At 51.8% G+C, this 20,284-nt stretch carries 20 protein-coding genes and 1 pseudogene; 11 read left to right on the forward strand and 10 right to left on the reverse strand.

Annotated elements, in window-relative coordinates:
• Positions 1–7: 7 nt before the first annotated feature.
• The 8 genes from tyrR to pspA form a co-directional block, all read right to left on the reverse strand.
• Complete coding sequence (gene tyrR, locus ACH0WD_RS07575) at positions 8–1,549, reverse strand: transcriptional regulator TyrR (protein WP_001235493.1); 1,542 nt, start codon at positions 1,547–1,549, stop codon at positions 8–10.
• A gap of 147 nt (positions 1,550–1,696) precedes the next feature.
• Entirely contained in the window at positions 1,697–2,758 is a 1,062-nt protein-coding gene (locus ACH0WD_RS07580; protein ID WP_001294461.1) for a YcjF family protein, read from the reverse strand.
• A complete protein-coding gene (locus ACH0WD_RS07585) occupies positions 2,755–4,152 on the reverse strand; it encodes a YcjX family protein (protein WP_000825860.1) in 1,398 nt (465 codons plus the stop codon). The genes ACH0WD_RS07580 and ACH0WD_RS07585 overlap by 4 nt, the downstream gene beginning before the upstream one ends.
• 148 nt (positions 4,153–4,300) lie before the next feature.
• Positions 4,301–4,615, reverse strand: coding sequence for a thiosulfate sulfurtransferase PspE (gene pspE / locus ACH0WD_RS07590; protein WP_000913428.1), 315 nt, complete (start codon positions 4,613–4,615; stop codon positions 4,301–4,303).
• A gap of 75 nt (positions 4,616–4,690) precedes the next feature.
• The gene (gene pspD / locus ACH0WD_RS07595; protein WP_001026494.1) at positions 4,691–4,909 is read right to left on the reverse strand and encodes a phage shock protein PspD; all 219 of its coding nucleotides are present in this window, start codon (positions 4,907–4,909) and stop codon (positions 4,691–4,693) included.
• Between the two features lie 22 nt (positions 4,910–4,931).
• Entirely contained in the window at positions 4,932–5,291 is a 360-nt protein-coding gene (gene pspC / locus ACH0WD_RS07600; protein ID WP_000508938.1) for an envelope stress response membrane protein PspC, read from the reverse strand.
• Complete coding sequence (gene pspB / locus ACH0WD_RS07605) at positions 5,291–5,515, reverse strand: envelope stress response membrane protein PspB (protein WP_001274953.1); 225 nt, start codon at positions 5,513–5,515, stop codon at positions 5,291–5,293. Before pspB ends, pspC begins: the two co-directional genes overlap by 1 nt.
• A gap of 59 nt (positions 5,516–5,574) precedes the next feature.
• Complete coding sequence (gene pspA / locus ACH0WD_RS07610) at positions 5,575–6,243, reverse strand: phage shock protein PspA (protein WP_000511006.1); 669 nt, start codon at positions 6,241–6,243, stop codon at positions 5,575–5,577.
• A gap of 170 nt (positions 6,244–6,413) precedes the next feature.
• Here pspA and pspF point away from each other — a divergent pair, with 170 nt between their 5' ends.
• From pspF to sapF, 6 genes are all read left to right on the forward strand, one after another.
• A complete protein-coding gene (pspF, locus tag ACH0WD_RS07615; RefSeq protein ID WP_001747565.1) occupies positions 6,414–7,394 on the forward strand; it encodes a phage shock protein operon transcriptional activator in 981 nt (326 codons plus the stop codon).
• Positions 7,395–7,505: 111 nt separating this feature from the next.
• Positions 7,506–9,155, forward strand: coding sequence for a peptide ABC transporter substrate-binding protein SapA (gene sapA, locus ACH0WD_RS07620; RefSeq protein WP_001241628.1), 1,650 nt, complete (start codon positions 7,506–7,508; stop codon positions 9,153–9,155).
• Positions 9,152–10,117 (forward strand): peptide ABC transporter permease SapB, encoded by a 966-nt coding sequence (sapB, locus tag ACH0WD_RS07625; protein ID WP_000583298.1) that lies wholly within the window; start codon positions 9,152–9,154, stop codon positions 10,115–10,117. Before sapA ends, sapB begins: the two co-directional genes overlap by 4 nt.
• The gene (gene sapC / locus ACH0WD_RS07630) at positions 10,104–10,994 is read left to right on the forward strand and encodes a peptide ABC transporter permease SapC (protein ID WP_001146150.1); all 891 of its coding nucleotides are present in this window, start codon (positions 10,104–10,106) and stop codon (positions 10,992–10,994) included. The genes sapB and sapC overlap by 14 nt, the downstream gene beginning before the upstream one ends.
• The gene (sapD, locus tag ACH0WD_RS07635; RefSeq protein WP_001128869.1) at positions 10,994–11,986 is read left to right on the forward strand and encodes a peptide ABC transporter ATP-binding protein SapD; all 993 of its coding nucleotides are present in this window, start codon (positions 10,994–10,996) and stop codon (positions 11,984–11,986) included. The genes sapC and sapD overlap by 1 nt, the downstream gene beginning before the upstream one ends.
• Before the next feature lies 1 nt (position 11,987).
• A complete protein-coding gene (sapF, locus tag ACH0WD_RS07640; RefSeq protein WP_000230462.1) occupies positions 11,988–12,794 on the forward strand; it encodes a peptide ABC transporter ATP-binding protein SapF in 807 nt (268 codons plus the stop codon).
• Positions 12,795–12,809: 15 nt separating this feature from the next.
• On the opposite strand, the gene ACH0WD_RS07645 is transcribed toward sapF, so the two are convergent.
• Both ACH0WD_RS07645 and steC read right to left on the reverse strand, forming a co-directional pair.
• Positions 12,810–13,517: an EAL domain-containing protein gene (locus tag ACH0WD_RS07645; RefSeq protein ID WP_001268415.1), complete on the reverse strand. Its 708-nt coding sequence runs from the start codon at positions 13,515–13,517 to the stop codon at positions 12,810–12,812.
• A gap of 466 nt (positions 13,518–13,983) precedes the next feature.
• The gene (steC, locus tag ACH0WD_RS07650) at positions 13,984–15,357 is read right to left on the reverse strand and encodes an SPI-2 type III secretion system effector kinase SteC (protein ID WP_001116905.1); all 1,374 of its coding nucleotides are present in this window, start codon (positions 15,355–15,357) and stop codon (positions 13,984–13,986) included.
• A gap of 34 nt (positions 15,358–15,391) precedes the next feature.
• Here steC and ACH0WD_RS07655 point away from each other — a divergent pair, with 34 nt between their 5' ends.
• The 5 genes and pseudogenes from ACH0WD_RS07655 to ACH0WD_RS07675 all read left to right on the forward strand — a co-directional run bounded on the left by ACH0WD_RS07655 (position 15,392) and on the right by ACH0WD_RS07675 (position 20,232).
• Positions 15,392–15,595, forward strand: a complete 204-nt coding sequence (locus ACH0WD_RS07655; RefSeq protein WP_001518100.1) for a hypothetical protein — start codon at positions 15,392–15,394, stop codon at positions 15,593–15,595.
• Positions 15,596–15,676: 81 nt separating this feature from the next.
• Positions 15,677–15,970, forward strand: a complete 294-nt coding sequence (locus ACH0WD_RS07660) for a hypothetical protein (RefSeq protein ID WP_031602435.1) — start codon at positions 15,677–15,679, stop codon at positions 15,968–15,970.
• A 117-nt stretch (positions 15,971–16,087) separates the two neighbouring features.
• Positions 16,088–16,876 carry an enoyl-ACP reductase FabI gene (gene fabI, locus ACH0WD_RS07665; protein WP_000506501.1) on the forward strand — a complete coding sequence of 263 codons (789 nt, stop codon included), beginning with the start codon at positions 16,088–16,090 and terminating at the stop codon, positions 16,874–16,876.
• A 199-nt stretch (positions 16,877–17,075) separates the two neighbouring features.
• Positions 17,076–18,053: pseudogene (locus tag ACH0WD_RS07670) on the forward strand (CMD domain-containing protein); the annotation flags it as partial.
• 244 nt (positions 18,054–18,297) lie between these two features.
• Entirely contained in the window at positions 18,298–20,232 is a 1,935-nt protein-coding gene (locus tag ACH0WD_RS07675; protein ID WP_000485041.1) for an exoribonuclease II, read from the forward strand.
• The last annotated feature ends 52 nt before the right edge of the window (positions 20,233–20,284 follow it).

The following is a 20,284-nucleotide window of genomic DNA, read 5'->3' on the forward strand; positions in this document are numbered from 1 at the left end:
TTTTTTTCTACTCTTCACCCTTCTTCTGGCTCAGACCATATTCACGCAGCTTATTGGCAATCGCGGTGTGCGATACCCCCAACCGTTTCGCCAGTTTACGCGTACTCGGATAGCTACGATAAAGCTGGGTCAGGACAGAACGTTCAAAACGACTGGTAATGTCATCCAGCGAACCTTCCATCGCATCCTCGCCGACTGCCACCGTCGCGGCATCGTAGTCAGGCAGCAGGATATCCTGCGGACGCAGCTCATACCCTTCCAGTTGCGTCAGCGCCCGGTATATCGCATTTTTAAGCTGGCGAACGTTACCCGGCCAGCCGTAACGAGTGAGGACCGTACTCAGATCGGCAGACAGTTTCGGTCGCGGAACGCCCTGTTCGTCGGCAAAACGCGCCACGAACAGTTCGGTCAACGGCATAATATCCTGCGGGCAATCGCGCAACGGCGGCAAATTAAGCGTCAGAACGTTAAGTCGATAATAGAGATCTTCGCGGAACAGTCCTTTTTGCACCAGCTCCACCAGATTTTTCTGCGTGGCGCAGATAACGCGGACATCAACATGAATTTCGTGATCTTCGCCGACGCGACGGAACGTACCATCATTGAGAAAACGTAGCAGCTTCGCCTGCATACGCGGCGACATTTCGCCAATTTCATCCAGCAGCACCGAGCCGCCATTCGCCTGTTCAAAAAAGCCTTTTTTACCTTCCGGCGCATGGCCAAATAGTTCGCTTTCTACCGCATCTTCCGGGATTGAAGCGCAGTTGAGCGCCAGATATGGCTTCGCTGAACGAGGGCTTGCCTGGTGACAGGCATAGGCGAAAAGATCTTTGCCGGTTCCCGTATCGCCGGTAATCAGCAGCGGCGCGCTGAGCATCGCCAGTTTGCGCGCCTGCTCAACGACGTGCTTCATCTTTGCGCTCACGGCAATAATCTGACTAAACGCGCTCAGATCCTGCGTGGACAAATTCTGTAGCTGCTGCCCCATACGAATCGTGGAACGCAACATCACGACCGCCCCGGTCAACACGTATTCGTCATTTTCGTTTTGTAAATGTACCGGCGTAATCTCCATCAGGAAGTTTTGCCCGTTGATCACGACATGTTCGTTATGGGAGCTTTGCGGGTTACCGTCCAGCCAGCGCTGAAAATTGAAGCCGTTGATTAATTGTGCGGCGGTATGGTGCCGCATTCGCTCCTGGCTCTGGGCAAAAAGCTGACAACTCGCCGGGTTCGCCATCTCCACTTTACTCTTCATATCCAATGAGAGCACCGGCTCCGGCAACGCCTCAAGCAGCGCGCTCAGGGCCAGATGTTCACGTTCGGACGGCATCCAGGGAACGGTACGGACATCCGTTACGCCGGAAATACGGCGGATTTCGGCCATCAGGCTGCTGAAGTCGGTGAATTCCAGCTCAGCAAAATTAAGATAAATTCGCCCAATGGGATCAATCTCGATTCCGCGTAAATCAATGCTACGTAACACCAGTAAATCAAGTAATTCGCGGGTCAGACCAAGTCGGTCTTCACAAAAGACTTCCAGACGCATGGGAACCTTCACCTGAATAATGAACCATTAAATAGATGATAAGACACTATTCGGCTGGCAGGAAGGATTCTGTCAACAAATATTGACAGCATGACGGAAAAACGGGCGCTGCGGCGTAAAGCCAGGCAATCAGCGCCCTGTGGAAGGTCATTTCTCAGGCGACGACTTACTCTTTTGCAGCGTCTCTTTTAGCTGACCGATAAGCTGACGACGAAAATCACCGAGACGTGGTTTATCGTTATCGATCCACGGCAATGGTCGACATAGCTCCATCGCTTTTATTCCCAGTCGAGCGGTAAGGAGGCCTGCGCCAATCCCCTGCGCCGCGCGCGTGGACAAGCGTGCGGCCAGATCCTGAGACATCCAGTCCATACCGACTTCACGCACCAGCTCACTGGCTCCCGCGAACGCGATATTCAGCAACACCAGACGGAACAGACGAAGGCGGCTGTAATAACCAAGTTCAATGCCATACAGCGTTGCGATGCGGTTAATCAGGCGTAAATTACGCCAGGCAATAAACGCCATATCCACCAACGCTAACGGGCTGACGGCGATCATCAGAGTCGATTCCGCGGCGAAACGGCTAATCTCACGTCGCGCCTGCGCGTCAAGTACCGGCTGTACCAGATGCGCATACAAACCGACGATTTCCCTGTCGTTTTGCGTTTCGTGAATAGCGGCATACCAACGTTGTAATGCCGGATGTGATTGATCAATCCCCGCCTGCTGCGCCAGTTTTTCGCAAAATGCGCGACCTTTCCCGACGCTATGGCTATGTAACAGTTCACGCGCTTCATCGCGTTCATGCGCTCGCTGGCGCAAGCGCCATAATCGCCGCCACTCCGTGACCACCGATCCCACGCCAGCGCCAACGATCAGCGCGCCTGCGGCACAGCCGCCTAAAGCGACCCAGTCCTGAGTTTGCCAGGCATTCATTGTCCACTGTATGCCTTGCCCGACCACGCTCGCGCCAAACAGCGCCAGCCCTCCCATCACCATTTTACGCCACAGGCTGCGTTTGGGGCGCAGCGCGGCATCGACCGCCGCTTCTGCCACGCCTTCGTCTTCCGGGCGCTCATCGATAGCCGCAGGCGCAAATGTACGCGACTCCGCTTCGCTGAAAGTTTGCTGCGCTTTGAAGGCCGACGTAGGTTCCTCCTTTAGCGGTTCTGCAAAATCAATACGCGGTTTTAACGGTTCGCTCATCGCAGCTTATCTCCTATTAAAAACTCCAGCGCAGCGTCCAGACGAATATGCGGTAACGGTTTATCAACATCCATCACCTGCGGACGAAAGGCTTCGAACTGAAAACCCTGACTATCCCAAAATGCTTGCCCCGGCAAACGCGAAGGCACTTCGCCGGGGTACACGGTTAACGGCGCGCCGTCACTCAAACGGTTTCCACGTAAAGCCGGGATTTTTTCGCCGTTGACCTCAATCACGCCGCTGGTGGTCGCCTGTACCGACGCCAGCCCCAGGCAATCCATACTAATGCCTTCAAACGCGGCATTTTGCCAGGCATCCTGAATAAGCTGCTGGAGCAAGGCCACCATATTGGCATGTTGGTCGAGGGTGACATGGTCGGCTTTCGTCGCGGCGAACAGCAATTTATCAATCACCGGCGAAAACAAGCGGCGAAACAGAGTCCGCTGGCCATAGTGAAAACTTTGCATCAACTGCGTTAAGGCGAGACGCATATCATTAAACGCCTGCGGCCCGCTATTAAGCGGTTGCAGACAGTCGACCAGCACAATCTGGCGATCAAAGCGTAGAAAATGATTTTTGTAGAACCCCTTGACCACTTTTTCGCAATAGTAGTTAAAGCGTTCGCGCAGCATTCCAGCGTTGGTCTGTTTATCCGCCTGCGCCAGTTTTGACTCGCCGAAGGCGTCCACATCCGGCCACGGGAAAAACTGCAACGCTGGCGCACCCGCCATATCGCCCGGCAAAACAAACCGTCCAGGCTGAATAAAGTGCAATCCCTGCGATTTACACTGATGCAAATAATCCGTCCAGGCGGCGGCAATCTCCGCCAGTCGGTTTTCATCGGCGGGCGCCAGCGGATCGAGCCCGTCGCAAAGTTGCCGCCATTTTGCGGCCCACTCAGCGCGTTGCCCTTGCAACAAGCCGTTCATCTGACGGGACCAGCTTAAATAATCCTGAGCCAGCATGGGCAGATCGAGTAACCATTCCCCTGGATAGTCCACAATCTCCAGATACAATGTCGAGGTATCTTTAAAATGGCGCAGCAGCGAGTCGTTTGAGCGATAGCGCAACGCCAGCCGAATCTCACTGACGCCGCGCGTCGGTGTGGGCCAGGCGGGAGGATTGCCATAAAGCTGAAGTATCCCCTCGTCGTAGGTAAAACGGGGAATACCAAAATCACGTTGAGGCACACGCTTTACACCAAGCAGGCGTTCTTCACGTACCGCGCTGAGCAACGGTAAGCGCGCGCCCGCGTGGACATTAAGCAACTGGTTAACCATCGCCGTGATAAACGCTGTTTTACCGCTGCGGCTCAACCCGGTTACGGCAAGACGCAAATGCCTGTCTACCCCACGATTGACCAGCGCGTTGAGTTCAGTTTTAAGTCGCTTCATTGACATCCTGTTGAGCCTGAAGAGAAGAAAAAATAATAACGAGCCTGCGTTATAGATATGTGCAAAAACGTTATTATCAACTACCCGGAGAGATCAACAACGGCGCATTAAGCGCCGCGGTTAGTATGAGTATTGAGCAATAGATTATCTATTTTTTTACTTTCGGCATATCAAGACGACTGATGCCGCCCATATTCATCGCGTGCGTATACCCCATATCAAGCAACATTTGTTTTGCCATGCCCGACTGTCGCCCGGAGTTGCAATATAACTTTACCGTATCGTTCCTGTCTGGAACTACCGTTTCGATATGAGATTTAATCTCCTTCAATGGGATATTAATCGCGCCCTGAATATGCTCACGCTGATATTGTTCCGGAATGCGGACATCTATCCAGTATTCTGCGGCATAAAGCGGCATGGCTATGAATAACGCTAACGCAAATATTCCTTTTTTCAACATACTTCCGTCCTGACACGTAATGTATTTCGCACACACTATACGCCAGAGCTTAACGAAATATTATGACCAGACTCGCTATTTGTAACGCTGCGAAATTTTATTCGCCGCCTTACGAAGTACTGGCTCCAGCGCAAACGCCAGCAACATTTTTAGCGGACGACGGGCGACGGATTTTACCGCCCATCCCGCCACGCCGGCAGGCCCGTAGCGTAACGCGGTCAACAGAACCAGCTTACCTGCTATTTTGAAGCCGGGCTTCACCTTCTGCCCGGCGCGTTGCCAGCGAATATTCATCTTCACCTTCCCGATATAACACTTAAAGTTGACGGAAACGACTACGCAGTGTGAACGTATCTGACGTGACGTAGCGTTCCATTTCTCGCAAACGCTTTTCGCCTGCGGCAAGCTCTCTGTCTACGGTATCCAGCAGTTCGCCGCTGGTCGGCTGCGGTTTGCCTGCGGCCAGATTATCCGGCATAGGGTCCAGTACAAAAGACAGGACGATATAGGCCACTACGGTAAAAAACGCCAGCCCAAAGAAAATCGACAGCACGACCAGAATACGCACCAGTTTTACCGGTACATCAAGGTAGTCGGCGATCCCGGCGCAAACGCCACGCACCATGCCCTTTTGCGGCATACGCCATAGTTTTTTATTCAGATTGATTCCACCCATTAGCGCTCTCTCCAGTTCGGATGCTCTGCATCAAGAATGTCTTCCAGCGCCTGAATGCGCTCGCGCATACGTTGCGCATCGTCTGTGAGTTGCAGTAAGCGTTGCTGCTCGCTTTGCGACAGTTCTCCCCGACCGGCGCGGTTGCTGTAATGCAGCCACAGCCAAATCGGTAACACAAACAACACAAAAATGGTTAACGGGATGGCCAGAAATAGCGCGCTCATGCGTTCTCCTTACACCTAAAGCTGATGAGCGACGGCGCGTACCGGCGCCGCCATTGTCATTATTGATTATCTTGCTTCATTTTGGCTTTCAACTGCGCCAGCTGCTCGCTGATTTCATCATCGGCTTTCAGGTTGGCAAACTGTTGGTCCAGCGATTGCTGCTTACCAAAACGATGGCTTTCCGCTTCCGCTTCCATTTGATCGATACGACGTTCAAAGGATTCAAACCGCGCCATGGCTTCATCCAGTTTGCCGCTGTCAAGCTGACGACGGACATCACGGGAAGAACTCGCCGCCTGATGACGCAGCATCAGCGCCTGCTGGCGAGCGCGTGTTTCGCTGAGTTTGTTTTCCAGCTCGCCAATCTCTTTCTTCATGCGCGCCAGCGTGTCATCCACCAGCGTGACTTCCTGTTCAAGCGTAGCAATTAAATCGGTCAGCTTTTGTTTTTCAATCAATGCGGCGCGCGCCAGATCGTCTTTATCTTTGCGCAGAGCCAGTTCCGCTTTTTCTTGCCACTCGGTCTGCTGAGTCGTAGCCTGTTCAATACGACGGGATAACTGTTTCTTTTCCGCTAAAGCACGCGCGGAGTTCGAGCGAACCTCCACCAGCGTATCTTCCATCTCCTGAATCATCAGGCGCACCAGCTTCTGCGGATCCTCCGCTTTTTCCAACAACGCATTGATATTGGCGTTCACGATGTCGGCAAAACGAGAAAAAATACCCATAATTCAATCCTCACATAATGTTCTGATAACGGGCGATGCCCTGCTACATGATTAATACAATTTGCGTGCCAACTTTTCATATCACTGATAATAAAGAAATTGTTTCGTTTTACCTCGCCAGCAAAAAAGGATAAAGTGGTGAAAAACACTAACAAGTGGCGATTTTCATCATGGCTGAATTTAAAGATAACCTGCTCGGCGAGGCAAACCGTTTTCTTGAAGTACTGGAACAAGTCTCCCGGCTCGCGCCGCTGGATAAGCCAGTGCTGATTATTGGCGAACGCGGGACGGGTAAAGAACTTATCGCCAATCGCCTGCACTATCTCTCTTCACGCTGGCAGGGACCGCTTATCTCGCTTAACTGCGCGGCGCTTAACGAAAATCTGCTGGACTCCGAACTGTTTGGTCATGAAGCGGGCGCTTTTACCGGGGCGCAAAAACGTCATCCCGGTCGCTTTGAACGCGCCGATGGCGGCACGCTGTTTTTGGATGAACTGGCGACAGCGCCGATGCTGGTACAGGAAAAGCTACTGCGGGTGATTGAATATGGCGAGCTAGAGCGCGTCGGCGGCAGCCAACCGTTACAGGTTAATGTGCGATTAGTATGCGCCACCAACGCCGATTTACCCGCCATGGTGAAGGAAGGGACATTTCGTGCCGATCTGCTCGACAGGCTGGCTTTTGACGTTGTACAACTGCCGCCGCTGCGCGAACGCCAAAGCGATATCATGCTGATGGCCGAGCATTTTGCTATTCAGATGTGTCGTGAGCTACGTCTGCCCTTATTTCCCGGTTTTACCGATCGGGCAAAAGAAACGTTGTTGCATTACGCCTGGCCGGGTAATGTCCGCGAGCTGAAAAACGTAGTCGAACGTTCAGTGTATCGCCACGGCAGCAGTGAACATCCTTTGGATGAAATTGTTATCGATCCTTTTCAACGCCATCCCGCCGAACCGCCCACGCCCGCCCTGCCATCGGCATCCGCCACGCCTGACCTGCCGCTCAACTTGCGGGAGTTTCAACTGCAACAGGAAAAAGCGCTGCTGCAACGTAGCTTACAGCAGGCGAAATTTAACCAGAAACGAGCCGCCGATTTGCTGGCACTCACCTACCATCAGTTTCGCGCCTTGCTTAAAAAGCATCAGCTTTAGCTATTTCTCCGGCTAATTGACGACATTTACGCCAGTTATCCACCGACATTTTTACGTGGCGGGCCGAAGTGCGATACACTTTGCAAATTGAACTTCAAAAACTTAACTATTATGCGCCTGGTTTTATCGTCTCTGATCGTGATAGCGGGTCTACTGAGTAGTCAGGCTACGGCTGCGACTGCGCCCGAACAAACTGCGAGTGCAGATATTCGCGATAGCGGCTTTGTGTATTGTGTTAGCGGGCAGGTCAACACCTTTAATCCGCAAAAAGCGAGCAGCGGCCTCATCGTCGATACCCTGGCCGCCCAGTTATATGATCGCCTGTTGGATGTCGATCCCTATACTTATCGTTTAGTCCCAGAGCTGGCAGAAAGCTGGGAAGTGCTGGATAACGGGGCAACGTACCGTTTTCACCTGCGCCGCGACGTTTCCTTTCAAAAAACCGCCTGGTTTACGCCGACCCGAAAACTCAATGCTGATGATGTCGTCTTTACCTTTCAGCGGATTTTCGATCGTCGACATCCGTGGCATAACATCAACGGCAGTAGCTTCCCCTACTTTGATAGCCTACAGTTCGCCGACAATGTAAAAAGCGTGCGTAAGCTGGACAATAACACCGTTGAGTTTCGCCTGACGCAGCCAGACGCCTCCTTTTTATGGCATCTGGCCACACACTACGCTTCCGTCATGTCCGCTGAGTACGCCGCGCAGCTTAGCCGAAAAGATCGTCAGGAACTGCTAGACCGCCAACCGGTTGGCACCGGGCCTTTCCAGCTTTCGGAGTACCGTGCCGGGCAGTTTATTCGTCTCCAGCGCCACGATGGGTTTTGGCGCGGCAAACCGCTGATGCCGCAAGTGGTGGTGGATTTAGGCTCCGGCGGTACCGGGCGTTTATCGAAATTACTGACCGGTGAATGCGATGTTCTGGCCTGGCCCGCCGCCAGCCAGCTAACTATTTTACGCGACGATCCGCGTTTACGTCTGACGTTGCGCCCGGGGATGAATATCGCCTATCTGGCCTTTAACACCGATAAGCCGCCGTTGAATAATCCCGCAGTGCGCCATGCGCTGGCCTTATCGATCAACAACCAGCGTCTGATGCAGTCGATTTATTACGGCACGGCGGAAACCGCAGCCTCCATTTTACCGAGAGCCTCATGGGCTTACGATAACGATGCCAAAATTACGGAGTACAATCCGGAAAAATCGCGCGAACAGCTAAAAGCGCTGGGCATTGAGAATCTTACGCTGCATCTCTGGGTGCCGACCAGTTCTCAGGCCTGGAACCCAAGTCCGCTAAAAACGGCGGAGCTTATTCAGGCGGATATGGCGCAGGTTGGCGTAAAAGTGGTCATTGTGCCGGTTGAAGGTCGTTTTCAGGAGGCGCGCCTGATGGATATGAATCACGATCTGACCTTATCCGGCTGGGCCACGGACAGCAACGATCCGGATAGCTTTTTCAGACCACTGTTAAGCTGTGCGGCCATCAATTCGCAAACCAATTTCGCCCACTGGTGTAACCCTGAATTTGACAGCGTGCTGCGTAAAGCACTGTCGTCGCAGCAGTTGGCTTCGCGCATAGAAGCATATGAGGAAGCGCAGAATATCCTGGAGAAAGAGCTGCCGATACTGCCGCTGGCATCATCACTACGCCTGCAGGCTTACCGCTACGATATTAAAGGGCTGGTGTTAAGCCCGTTCGGCAATGCGTCTTTTGCCGGCGTCTCCCGCGAAAAACACGAAGAGGTGAAAAAACCATGATTATCTTCACCCTGCGTCGGTTATTGCTGTTGCTGGTGACGCTCTTCTTCCTGACCTTTATCGGCTTTAGCCTGAGCTATTTTACGCCGCACGCGCCGCTACAAGGCGCATCATTATGGAATGCCTGGGTTTTCTGGTTCAACGGTCTGCTGCACTGGGACTTTGGCGTGTCCAGCATTAACGGCCAGCTGATCTCCGAACAGCTTAAAGAGGTGTTTCCCGCCACGATGGAGCTGTGCATTCTCGCCTTTGGTTTTGCGCTGATGGTCGGCATCCCGGTCGGGATGCTGGCGGGCGTGACGCGTAGCAAATGGCCGGATCGTTTTATCAGCGCTCTGGCGCTATTAGGTTTCTCAATTCCGGTTTTCTGGCTGGCGCTTCTGCTCACACTGTTCTTTTCGCTCACGCTGGGGTGGCTGCCGGTATCCGGGCGATTTGACCTGCTTTATGAAGTTAAACCGGTTACCGGTTTCGCCATCATTGACGCCTGGATTTCAGATTCGCCGTGGCGTGATGAAATGGTAATGAGCGCCATACGGCATATGGTTTTACCGGTGCTCACGCTTTCCGTCGCGCCGACCACAGAAGTGATCCGCCTGATGCGAATCAGCACTATTGAGGTCTACGATCAGAACTACGTTAAAGCGGCGGCCACGCGCGGCTTGTCGCGCTTTACGATTTTACGCCGTCACGTGTTGCATAATGCGCTGCCGCCGGTCATTCCCCGTCTTGGTCTGCAATTTTCAACCATGTTAACGCTGGCGATGATTACCGAAATGGTTTTCAGCTGGCCAGGGCTGGGACGATGGTTAATTCACGCCATTCGTCAGCAGGACTATGCCGCTATTTCCGCTGGCGTGATGGTCATTGGCTCGCTGGTTATTGTGGTCAATGTGATTTCCGATATTTTGGGTGCTATGGCTAACCCTCTGAAACATAAGGAATGGTATGCCTTACGATAGCGTATACAGCGAAAAGCGCCCGCCAGGCACCCTGCGCACTGCCTGGCGCAAATTTTATAGCGACGCGCCTGCGATGGTGGGCCTGTATGGATGCGCCGGTCTGGCGTTGCTGTGTATTTTTGGCGGCTGGATCGCGCCCTATGGTATCGATCAGCAATTTCTGGGCTATCAGCTACTGCCGCCCTCCTGGTCACGCTATGGCGAAGTCTCCTTTTTTCTGGGGACGGACGATCTGGGGCGCGATGTGCTGAGCCGCCTGTTAAGCGGCGCGGCGCCCACGGTCGGCGGCGCGTTTATCGTAACGCTGGCGGCTACGCTATGTGGATTAGTCCTCGGCGTAGTGGCAGGCGCGACCCACGGTTTACGCTCTGCCGTACTGAACCATATTCTGGACACGCTGCTTTCCATCCCTTCGCTCTTGCTGGCGATTATCGTCGTGGCATTTGCCGGCCCACATCTGTCACACGCGATGTTTGCCGTCTGGCTGGCCCTGTTGCCGCGAATGGTACGTTCCGTCTATAGCATGGTGCATGATGAACTGGAAAAAGAGTACGTCATTGCCGCCCGTCTGGATGGCGCGACAACGCTGAATATTCTGTGGTTCGCCATTTTACCGAATATTACCGCCGGTCTGGTCACCGAAATTACCCGGGCGCTGTCGATGGCGATTCTGGACATCGCCGCGCTGGGATTTTTAGATCTCGGCGCGCAGCTTCCCTCTCCTGAATGGGGGGCCATGTTGGGGGATGCGCTGGAGCTAATCTATGTCGCGCCGTGGACCGTTATGCTACCCGGCGCGGCGATAACGCTCAGTGTTTTACTGGTAAACCTGCTCGGAGATGGGATTCGTCGTGCGATTATTGCGGGGGTGGAATAATGCCGTTACTGGATATCCGCAATCTCACCATTGAATTTAAAACCAGCGAAGGTTGGGTAAAAGCGGTCGATCGCGTCAGTATGACATTAAGCGAAGGTGAAATTCGCGGCCTGGTAGGTGAATCGGGTTCCGGAAAGAGCTTGATTGCTAAAGCTATTTGCGGCGTCGCGAAAGACAACTGGCGAGTCACTGCCGACCGTATGCGTTTTGATGATATCGATCTGCTGCGCCTCTCCTCTCGTGAACGGCGTAAGCTGGTCGGACATAATGTGTCGATGATCTTCCAGGAGCCGCAGTCGTGCCTTGATCCTTCCGAACGCGTCGGCCGCCAGCTAATGCAAAATATTCCCGCCTGGACCTATAAAGGCCGCTGGTGGCAGCGTTTAGGCTGGCGTAAACGGCGTGCAATTGAATTACTGCACCGGGTGGGAATTAAAGATCATAAAGACGCGATGCGCAGTTTTCCCTATGAACTGACCGATGGCGAGTGTCAGAAAGTTATGATCGCTATCGCGCTGGCGAATCAACCGCGACTCCTGATCGCTGATGAACCCACCAACTCAATGGAACCAACGACGCAGGCGCAAATTTTTCGCCTGTTGACCCGACTGAATCAAAACAGTAATACCACCATTCTGTTGATTAGCCACGACCTGCAAATGCTGAGTCAGTGGGCTGACAAAATCAACGTCTTATACTGCGGCCAGACGGTAGAAACCGCGCCAAGTAAAGATCTGGTGACGACGCCACATCATCCTTATACGCAGGCGCTTATCCGTGCGATTCCGGATTTTGGCAGCGCGATGCCGCATAAAAGCCGTCTGAATACGCTGCCGGGCGCGATCCCGCTACTGGAGCAGTTACCGATAGGCTGTCGTCTGGGGCCGCGCTGCCCTTACGCGCAACGAGAATGCATTATCACGCCACGCTTAACCGGCGCGAAAAATCATCTCTATGCCTGTCATTTTCCGCTGAATATGGAGAGAGAGTGATATGGTGGAAACTCTGCTTGAAGTGCGCAACCTGAGTAAAACCTTTCGCTACCGGACAGGATGGTTTCGCCGCCAGACCGTCGACGCCGTGAAACCATTAAGCTTTACGCTTCGTGAGCGTCAGACTCTGGCCATTATCGGCGAAAACGGTTCCGGCAAATCCACGCTGGCAAAGATGCTGGCCGGCATGATTGAACCCACCAGCGGCGAGCTTCTTATTGACGATCATCCCCTGCATTACGGCGACTATTCGTTTCGAAGCCAACGTATTCGAATGATTTTTCAGGACCCCTCAACGTCACTGAATCCACGTCAACGTATTTCGCAGATCCTTGACTTCCCCCTGCGCCTTAATACCGATCTGGAGCCGGAACAGCGGCGCAAACAGATTGTCGAGACGATGCGTATGGTGGGTCTATTGCCCGATCACGTGAGCTACTACCCGCATATGCTGGCGCCGGGGCAGAAACAGCGTCTGGGCCTGGCCCGCGCGCTGATTTTACGCCCTAAAGTCATTATCGCGGACGAAGCGCTGGCTTCGCTTGATATGTCCATGCGCTCGCAGCTCATCAATCTGATGCTTGAATTGCAGGAAAAACAAGGCATCTCCTATATCTATGTCACGCAGCATATCGGCATGATGAAACATATTAGCGATCAGGTATTAGTGATGCATCAGGGGGAAGTGGTTGAACGCGGCAGCACCGCCGATGTGCTCGCCTCTCCGCTACATGAGCTTACCCGCCGTTTAATCGCAGGCCATTTTGGCGAGGCGCTGACCGCTGACGCATGGCGAAAGGATCGCTAAGCGAAACAAATACCCTCAGTTCGATTCTCTGAGGGTGTTCATGCGACTGCCCAACAGCAATGTTTCAACCTCTTCTAACGCAACGGAAGGAAATAACGTGCCCTGGGTTGCCCAAATGCCTGCCGTTTTTAACGCCGACAAATGGCGTACGTTTTCCTGGCCACCCACCACAATCTTGTCACAATAATGCCGGATATGTTTGACGAGCAGCGGAAACGTCATTTTTTCAATTTGTGAGACAAAAAAGCTGCGGTCAAGTTTTACGCCGCTAAAACACCCGCAAACTAATGGCGCAGCGGTTGCGTTCCCTACGCCCAGGTCGCCCAGCCATAATGGATTAGGTTGCTTATGAAGCGCGTGTATTAAAGGATCGACTAAGGCGTTATCTTGACATGAAAAATGTTCAGCGACCTGCAGCTCCACAAATAGCATGGCGTGTAGTAATGCGCGAATATCTTTGTCCTGAAGGACAAACTGCGCCATACCCCGATCGATATTTATGATACAGAACAGGCCGTGGCGTAGAAACCAGCCATGTTTGGCCGCGATTGTCCGCAACAGATCAAGCAGAAAACGGCGCTTCTGCGAATTGTCCCATGACGAGATAACAAACTCAGGGTGTAGCGGACGAGCGGGCGACGATGCAAAATGGGTAATAATTTCGACACCCAGTAACTCCCCCTCCATTGCCCTTATCGGCTCTGCCATAAAAAAATAGCGCATGTGACCACTCCACTTGATCTTAACTCCCTGATAATGCGCTTTTAACGCAAATCAATCAATAAAAACGATCAATATATAAAAAATGATCGAAAAAAACAATATATGTTAACTTCATGATAACTTGCTAATTTTATGTTTTGAGAATGTTCTTCTATTGCTATAAGGAAATTTACATACTACGCCGAACAACGCTAATACGACGGCATGAGACCATCCGTAAAGCCAGGTTTTTCTTGTCAGGCAGAGGGGAAAAATCAAGGCGAGTTAATGGTGTTGCACCATCGCGTGGCATTTCACCCACTATGGCAGCGCGGCATCGCCAACCCTAATGGCGAGTTGCATCTCCGCTACAGGCTGTCCAGATCCCCCGAACGACCTTTAAGCGAATAGCAACTCTCAATAATTGATCGGCAAATCTGTAGCGAATGAGCCCCCGGCGATTCGCAGAAAAGAACTGAACTAAATGCTATTTTTTTAATTCATTCTTTAATACCTTAGCCACAAGAGTCCCTTCCTCAGGCGCGGCTAGTTTAAAACGTCTTCCTGGCGCAGGTGTCTGTTCTTCCTCTCCGATTAACGCATCAAGATCCGCAATAAGTGACTTATAATATTCAATATCTTCAGTATTTTCTTCGGTCTCTGCCCGCTTTAATTTTATCAGGTGATGGGCCTTAATTTGCTCTTCCAGTTGCCTTGTTGCAAGAGAAACGCTTCGCTGTTGCCGGGATTCTTGTGACAACACGATTTGATCGCCATCCACAAAGAAAAGAACCCCTTCTTTAATCAGAATATTACCTAAGATATTTATATCATGCATATAAACCCCCCGGGATTTAAGAAGCGCCTCCGCCATTCGATAGTTATCTTCATCTTCAACATCTAACTCCCGACCTTGAATATATTTTGAAACTAAAACCGTAACGTCTTTACCATTAATATTCATGATGGCCGAACGAGAAAAATTCTTGTCGCCATTGGCCATATTCAAATACTTACTGACACGATCAGGATGACAATTACGATGTTCCTGAGAGTTAACATCCACTTTTATTCCCCGCTCATTAATTGGAATTTTAACAACAAAGTCTTCATGTAACCGATAGACTGTCCCATAACTTCCGCTACCTATTTTATTTTTTTCAATATCACGCATGCGAATATTTTTCTGAAACTCCGGCGAGTTAATAAACGCCTCTATTGCCGCTGGTTGTGATGCATCCGTCTGATCAGTAGCGCAGCTCTCATCACCAGACGCCGTGGCGGGCGTGGTCAGGAAGTCTATCAAACGTTGCTCAAAAGCCTCATAGATTCCATTACTACCTGCTTCGCTCGGCGGCTGGTTATCATTATCCAAAGCGGCAAGCGTAATTTCCCCGGAATTATAATTAAACATTGTTTCTTTTAAAAAATCGACGCAATGTTCAGAACACTCCGTCTCGGTCACTAATACTCCATCGTAAAACATCTGTAGTAGTAACATATTTTCTTGATGTGCTAATACCTCTACAGTGTATTTATCCATTGTTTCAGGTCTGGAGGCATCAATAAGTTTAATATATCCAAGAAGGGGGCGCCATCGTGTACAGTCTTCATCTCGCCTCGAAAATGGTCGTAGCGAGAAAGGCTTCGTAATATCTGGACGCTCGTTTTTTTGGCACAGTAGATTATATATCTCTCTATAATCAGAAATTAAACTTCGACTGGTAAATATATTTCTGAAAAAATCTATGAATTTCTCATACGTTGAAAAAACATGCTCTCTTTTATTATCGATGATATCTCTTAAATACTTTTCTGATATCTGACAACTATGATTTCCGATATGAAATGTAAACGGCATATGTCTCATCCTCTGAAAATTTATTATAATACACATGCAAACATATAAAAACCTGATTTGTAACTACTGTAATCACCTGATTTCCAAAATTTTTCATATCCAGTATTACTCTGCATCAATAAATAGAGAAAACTTACAGCGCCTAAAAAAGAAATTATTTTTGTTAAGCATTTGCTGGTTAAAATTACATGTCTATACCCAAAATAATTCGAGTTGCTTACAGGCGGCAAGGGAGTGAGTCCCCAGGAGCATAGATAACTATGTGACTGGGGTGAGCGAGTGTAGCCAACACATAAGCAACTTGAAGTATGAAGGGTATATAACATCGCTAATAGGTGAGGTAAACCATTCGGATGAATATTCTGGCTTCCTACAGAACCTTTATTTGTCTGGTGGAAGGCGCATCGCTATCGTACTTGCTATCCGTCCCGGTGTCTCTGGTTGGATGAGGCGAACCTTACACCAGCTGGTATACTGCACCCTAGGGTCTGTCCCATTAGACTCTTTGATTTGCCAGTTTGGCCCTGGGGAGTGCTCAAAATCCTCAGGGACTTCGTTACCGTGTGGTTTTAGAACGTCACCTGCCGGAGATAGCGGCGGAAAAATAGCGTGACACACGGGGCCAGGAGTGGGATATAATTTCAGACTAATTTCGAATAATGTTGAAAAGTTGCTGTTAACCATTGTTCGTAAAAGCAAAAAATAAGCAATGACTATAAGGATTAAAGCTATGGGTTTTCTTTCCGGTAAGCGCATTCTGGTCACTGGCGTGGCCAGTAAACTGTCCATCGCCTACGGTATCGCACAGGCGATGCACCGCGAAGGAGCTGAACTGGCGTTCACCTACCAGAACGACAAACTGAAAGGCCGCGTAGAAGAATTTGCTGCCCAGCTGGGTTCCAGCATCGTTTTACCGTGTGATGTCGCTGAAGATGCCAGCATTGACGCTATGTTTGCAGAGCTGGGTAACGTTTGGCCGAAATTTGACGGTTTCGTACACTCGATCGGTTTCGCGCCTGGCGATCAGCTGGACGGCGATTATGTTAATGCGGTTACCCGCGAAGGCTTTAAAATCGCTCACGATATTAGCTCTTACAGCTTTGTTGCCATGGCGAAAGCCTGCCGCACCATGCTGAATCCGGGTTCTGCGCTGTTGACCTTGTCTTATCTGGGAGCGGAGCGCGCCATCCCGAACTACAATGTCATGGGTCTGGCGAAAGCCTCTCTGGAAGCCAACGTGCGTTATATGGCAAACGCTATGGGACCGGAAGGGGTTCGCGTCAACGCCATCTCTGCGGGTCCAATCCGCACGCTGGCGGCGTCCGGTATTAAAGACTTCCGTAAAATGCTGGCGCATTGTGAAGCCGTTACGCCAATTCGTCGCACCGTGACCATTGAAGATGTGGGTAACTCAGCGGCGTTTCTGTGTTCCGATCTCTCGGCAGGCATTTCTGGCGAAGTCGTTCATGTTGACGGCGGGTTCAGCATTGCGGCAATGAATGAACTGGAACTGAAGTAAGCGCATTAAGTTTATTAGCGGGCGGCACGACTGTGCTGCCCCATTCCCCTCACTCACCGATCATCTCGTTATATAGCGTTCTGATATTTGTTATCACCTAACAATCTTTCATCCCTTTCCCGCATACGCCAGGATAATCCAGCATAAACGATCCGACGCCGAATCATTATCAATCGCCATTTCATCCTCGGGAAACCCTATGGAACAATGCCGAAAAGCGGGTAAAAGCCACTGGTATCATGAAACACAATCCACTATGTCGTCACAAACCCCGCTTTCGCTAATGCCGGAAGCCGCGTATGTTAACGATCGTTTTTTACTGGATTTAACGGTATCAGAAACCGCGTTGACGCCTTTTGAGTCATGGTTAAAGCCCGCTCGCCAGTTGACGGATGTCTTATTTCCCCGCACGGTTCTCAACGACCGGCTTCATACGTTTAGCGCCTATGAACGTATGAGCACCGCGCTAACCGCCGCTCAGGTATTTGGGGTTCAGCGTTTGTGCCGCTATTATGCCGCGCGTCTGGCGCCGCTACCTGGCCCTGACGCCTCAAGAGAGAGCAATCAACGGCTGGCGCAAATTACGCAATACGCTCGTCAGCTTGCCGGCTCTCCCTCCGTTATCAATACGCGGGCCCGCGAACAGCTTGCAGAGGTGGGATTAACCGCCCGGGATACCGTACTCATCAATCAGATCATTGGGTTTATCGGTTTTCAGGCGCGGGTAGCGGCGATATTTCAGGCGTTTTGCCGTCTGCCCGTGCGCGAACTGCCCGGCCAGGAGATGCAGCGCTTTGCCAGGGCCGCGCGGTTTCAAAACCCCCAGACGATATGGCGGCCCGCCGCCAGTCTGGTAGAATATCCTCCCGCCCATACCAAAGTTCGGCGGCAATATTCGTCTTCACAATGCCAAATGATGGCGCCGGTACTCATCCTCGATCCGTCTTCATTCGCGTTACTCGAACGCATACTGACCAGCACATTACACACCTCGTCGCCCCCTTCTTTACTTCCACTTATCACGCTCCTCACATCACGTATCAACGGCAGCGCCGCCTGCTTTAACGAACAGGCAACCCAACCTGGCGCGTGGCGTCGCGCTGTCATCACGTTACGCCAGGAAGACGACGATATCGCTCGTTGGGAGCTTGAGCCTGCGCTGACACAGGCGATACAATGGCTCACCAGAGCGCCCGATCGCTTTAGCTCCGCGCATTTTTTCCCGCTACTCACCAGGGGAGTTTCATCGGAGCAGGCCATTAATATGTTAGGCTGGTGCGGCGTGTGCGGATGGTTAAATCGTTTAAAAATCGCGTTGGGCGAAACCTATTAACTCATCCATTACAGAAAGAGCGCTTGCTGCGCCAGGCAGAATCGCGTAAAACTGTCAGCCGCTCTTTTGGCTACGAAAATAGACGAATATGTTTCAGGACAACCCGCTGCTAGCGCAGCTTAAACAGCAACTGCATTCCCAGACGCCGCGCGCTGAAGGGGTCGTAAAAGCCACGGAAAAAGGCTTTGGCTTCCTTGAAGTTGACGCGCAAAAAAGCTATTTCATTCCTCCACCGCAGATGAAAAAAGTGATGCATGGCGATCGTATCGTCGCGGTCATCCACACGGAAAAAGAACGGGAGTCTGCCGAGCCGGAAGAACTGATCGAACCGTTCCTGACGCGCTTTGTGGGAAAAGTTCAGGGTAAAAATGACCGCCTGTCCATCGTGCCGGATCATCCGTTGCTGAAAGACGCGATTCCCTGCCGCGCCGCGCGCGGCGTTCAGCATGAGTTCAAAGAAGGTGACTGGGCGGTTGCCGAAATGCGCCGCCATCCGCTTAAAGGCGACCGTTCGTTTTACGCCGATTTAACGCAGTACATCACCTTTGCCGACGATCACTTTGTTCCCTGGTGGGTTACGCTTGCCCGCCATAACCTGGAAAAAGAAGCGCCGAACGGCGTAGCGACGGAGATGCTGGACGAAGGGCTGGAGCGCCAGGATCTTACCGCGCTGAATTTCGTCACTATCGATAGCGCCAGCACTGAAGATATGGATGACGCGCTTTATGCTGAGGAATTAGCGGACGGCAGACTCCAGCTTACGGTGGCTATCGCCGATCCTACCGCCTGGATTGCCGAAGGCAGTAAGCTGGATAACGCCGCGAAAATTCGCGCCTTCACCAACTACCTGCCGGGCTTCAATATTCCTATGCTGCCACGTGAACTGTCTGACGATCTGTGCTCACTGCGCGCCAACGAAGTGCGTCCGGCGCTCGCCTGTCGCATGATAATCGCTGCGGACGGCACCATTGACGATGATATCGCCTTTTTTGCGGCCACCATCGAATCGAAGGCCAAGCTGGCGTACGACAATGTCTCCGACTGGCTGGAAAATAACGGCACCTGGCAGCCGGATAACGAAGGCATTGCCCAGCAGATTCGTCTGTTGCACCGTATTTGTCTAAGCCGCAGTGAGTGGCGTCATCATCATGCGTTAGTCTTTAAAGACCGCCCGGATTACCGCTTTGTGCTTGGCGAAAAAGGCGAAGTACTGGATATTGTGGCGGAACCGCGCCGTATCGCTAACCGTATCGTAGAAGAGTCGATGATCGCCGCTAACCTTTGCGCCGCGCGCGTACTGCGCGATAAGCTCGGTTTCGGTATTTACAACGTACATACGGGCTTCGATCCCGCGAATGCCGACGCGCTGGCCGCGCTGCTGAAAACGCATGGTCTGCATGTCGATGCCGAAGAGGTGCTGACGCTGGAAGGCTTCTGTAAACTGCGTCGCGAACTGGATGCGCAGCCCTCCGGTTTCCTTGACAGCCGCATTCGTCGCTTCCAGTCTTTTGCGGAAATCAGCACCGAGCCGGGGCCGCATTTCGGTCTTGGTCTTGAGGCTTACGCCACCTGGACTTCTCCCATCCGTAAGTATGGCGATATGATTAACCATCGCCTGCTGAAAGCGGTCATCAAGGGGGAAGCTATTGCGCGTCCGCAGGAAGATATCACCCAGCAAATGGCGGAACGCCGTCGCCTGAACCGCATGGCGGAGCGCGATGTCGGCGACTGGTTATATGCACGCTTCCTTAACGATAAGGCGGGGACAAATACCCGTTTCGCGGCAGAAATTATTGACGTCAGCCGTGGTGGTATGCGTGTGCGACTGGTCGATAACGGCGCTATCGCCTTTATCCCTGCCCCGTTCCTGCACGCCGTTCGCGATGAACTGGTATGCAGCCAGGAAAACGGTACGGTACAGATTAAAGGTGAGACGGTTTATAAAGTGACGGATGTCATTGATGTCACTATTGCGGAAGTTCGCATGGAAACCCGCAGCATTATTGCCCGACCGGCAGCGTAACCACGCTTAGCTCGCTCAACGGCCTTTGCTGAGAAGGCAAAGGCCGTTTCTT

Source organism: Salmonella sp. 2020_1395 (assembly GCF_043848115.1).
Taxonomy (GTDB): Bacteria; Pseudomonadota; Gammaproteobacteria; order Enterobacterales; family Enterobacteriaceae; genus Salmonella; species Salmonella enterica.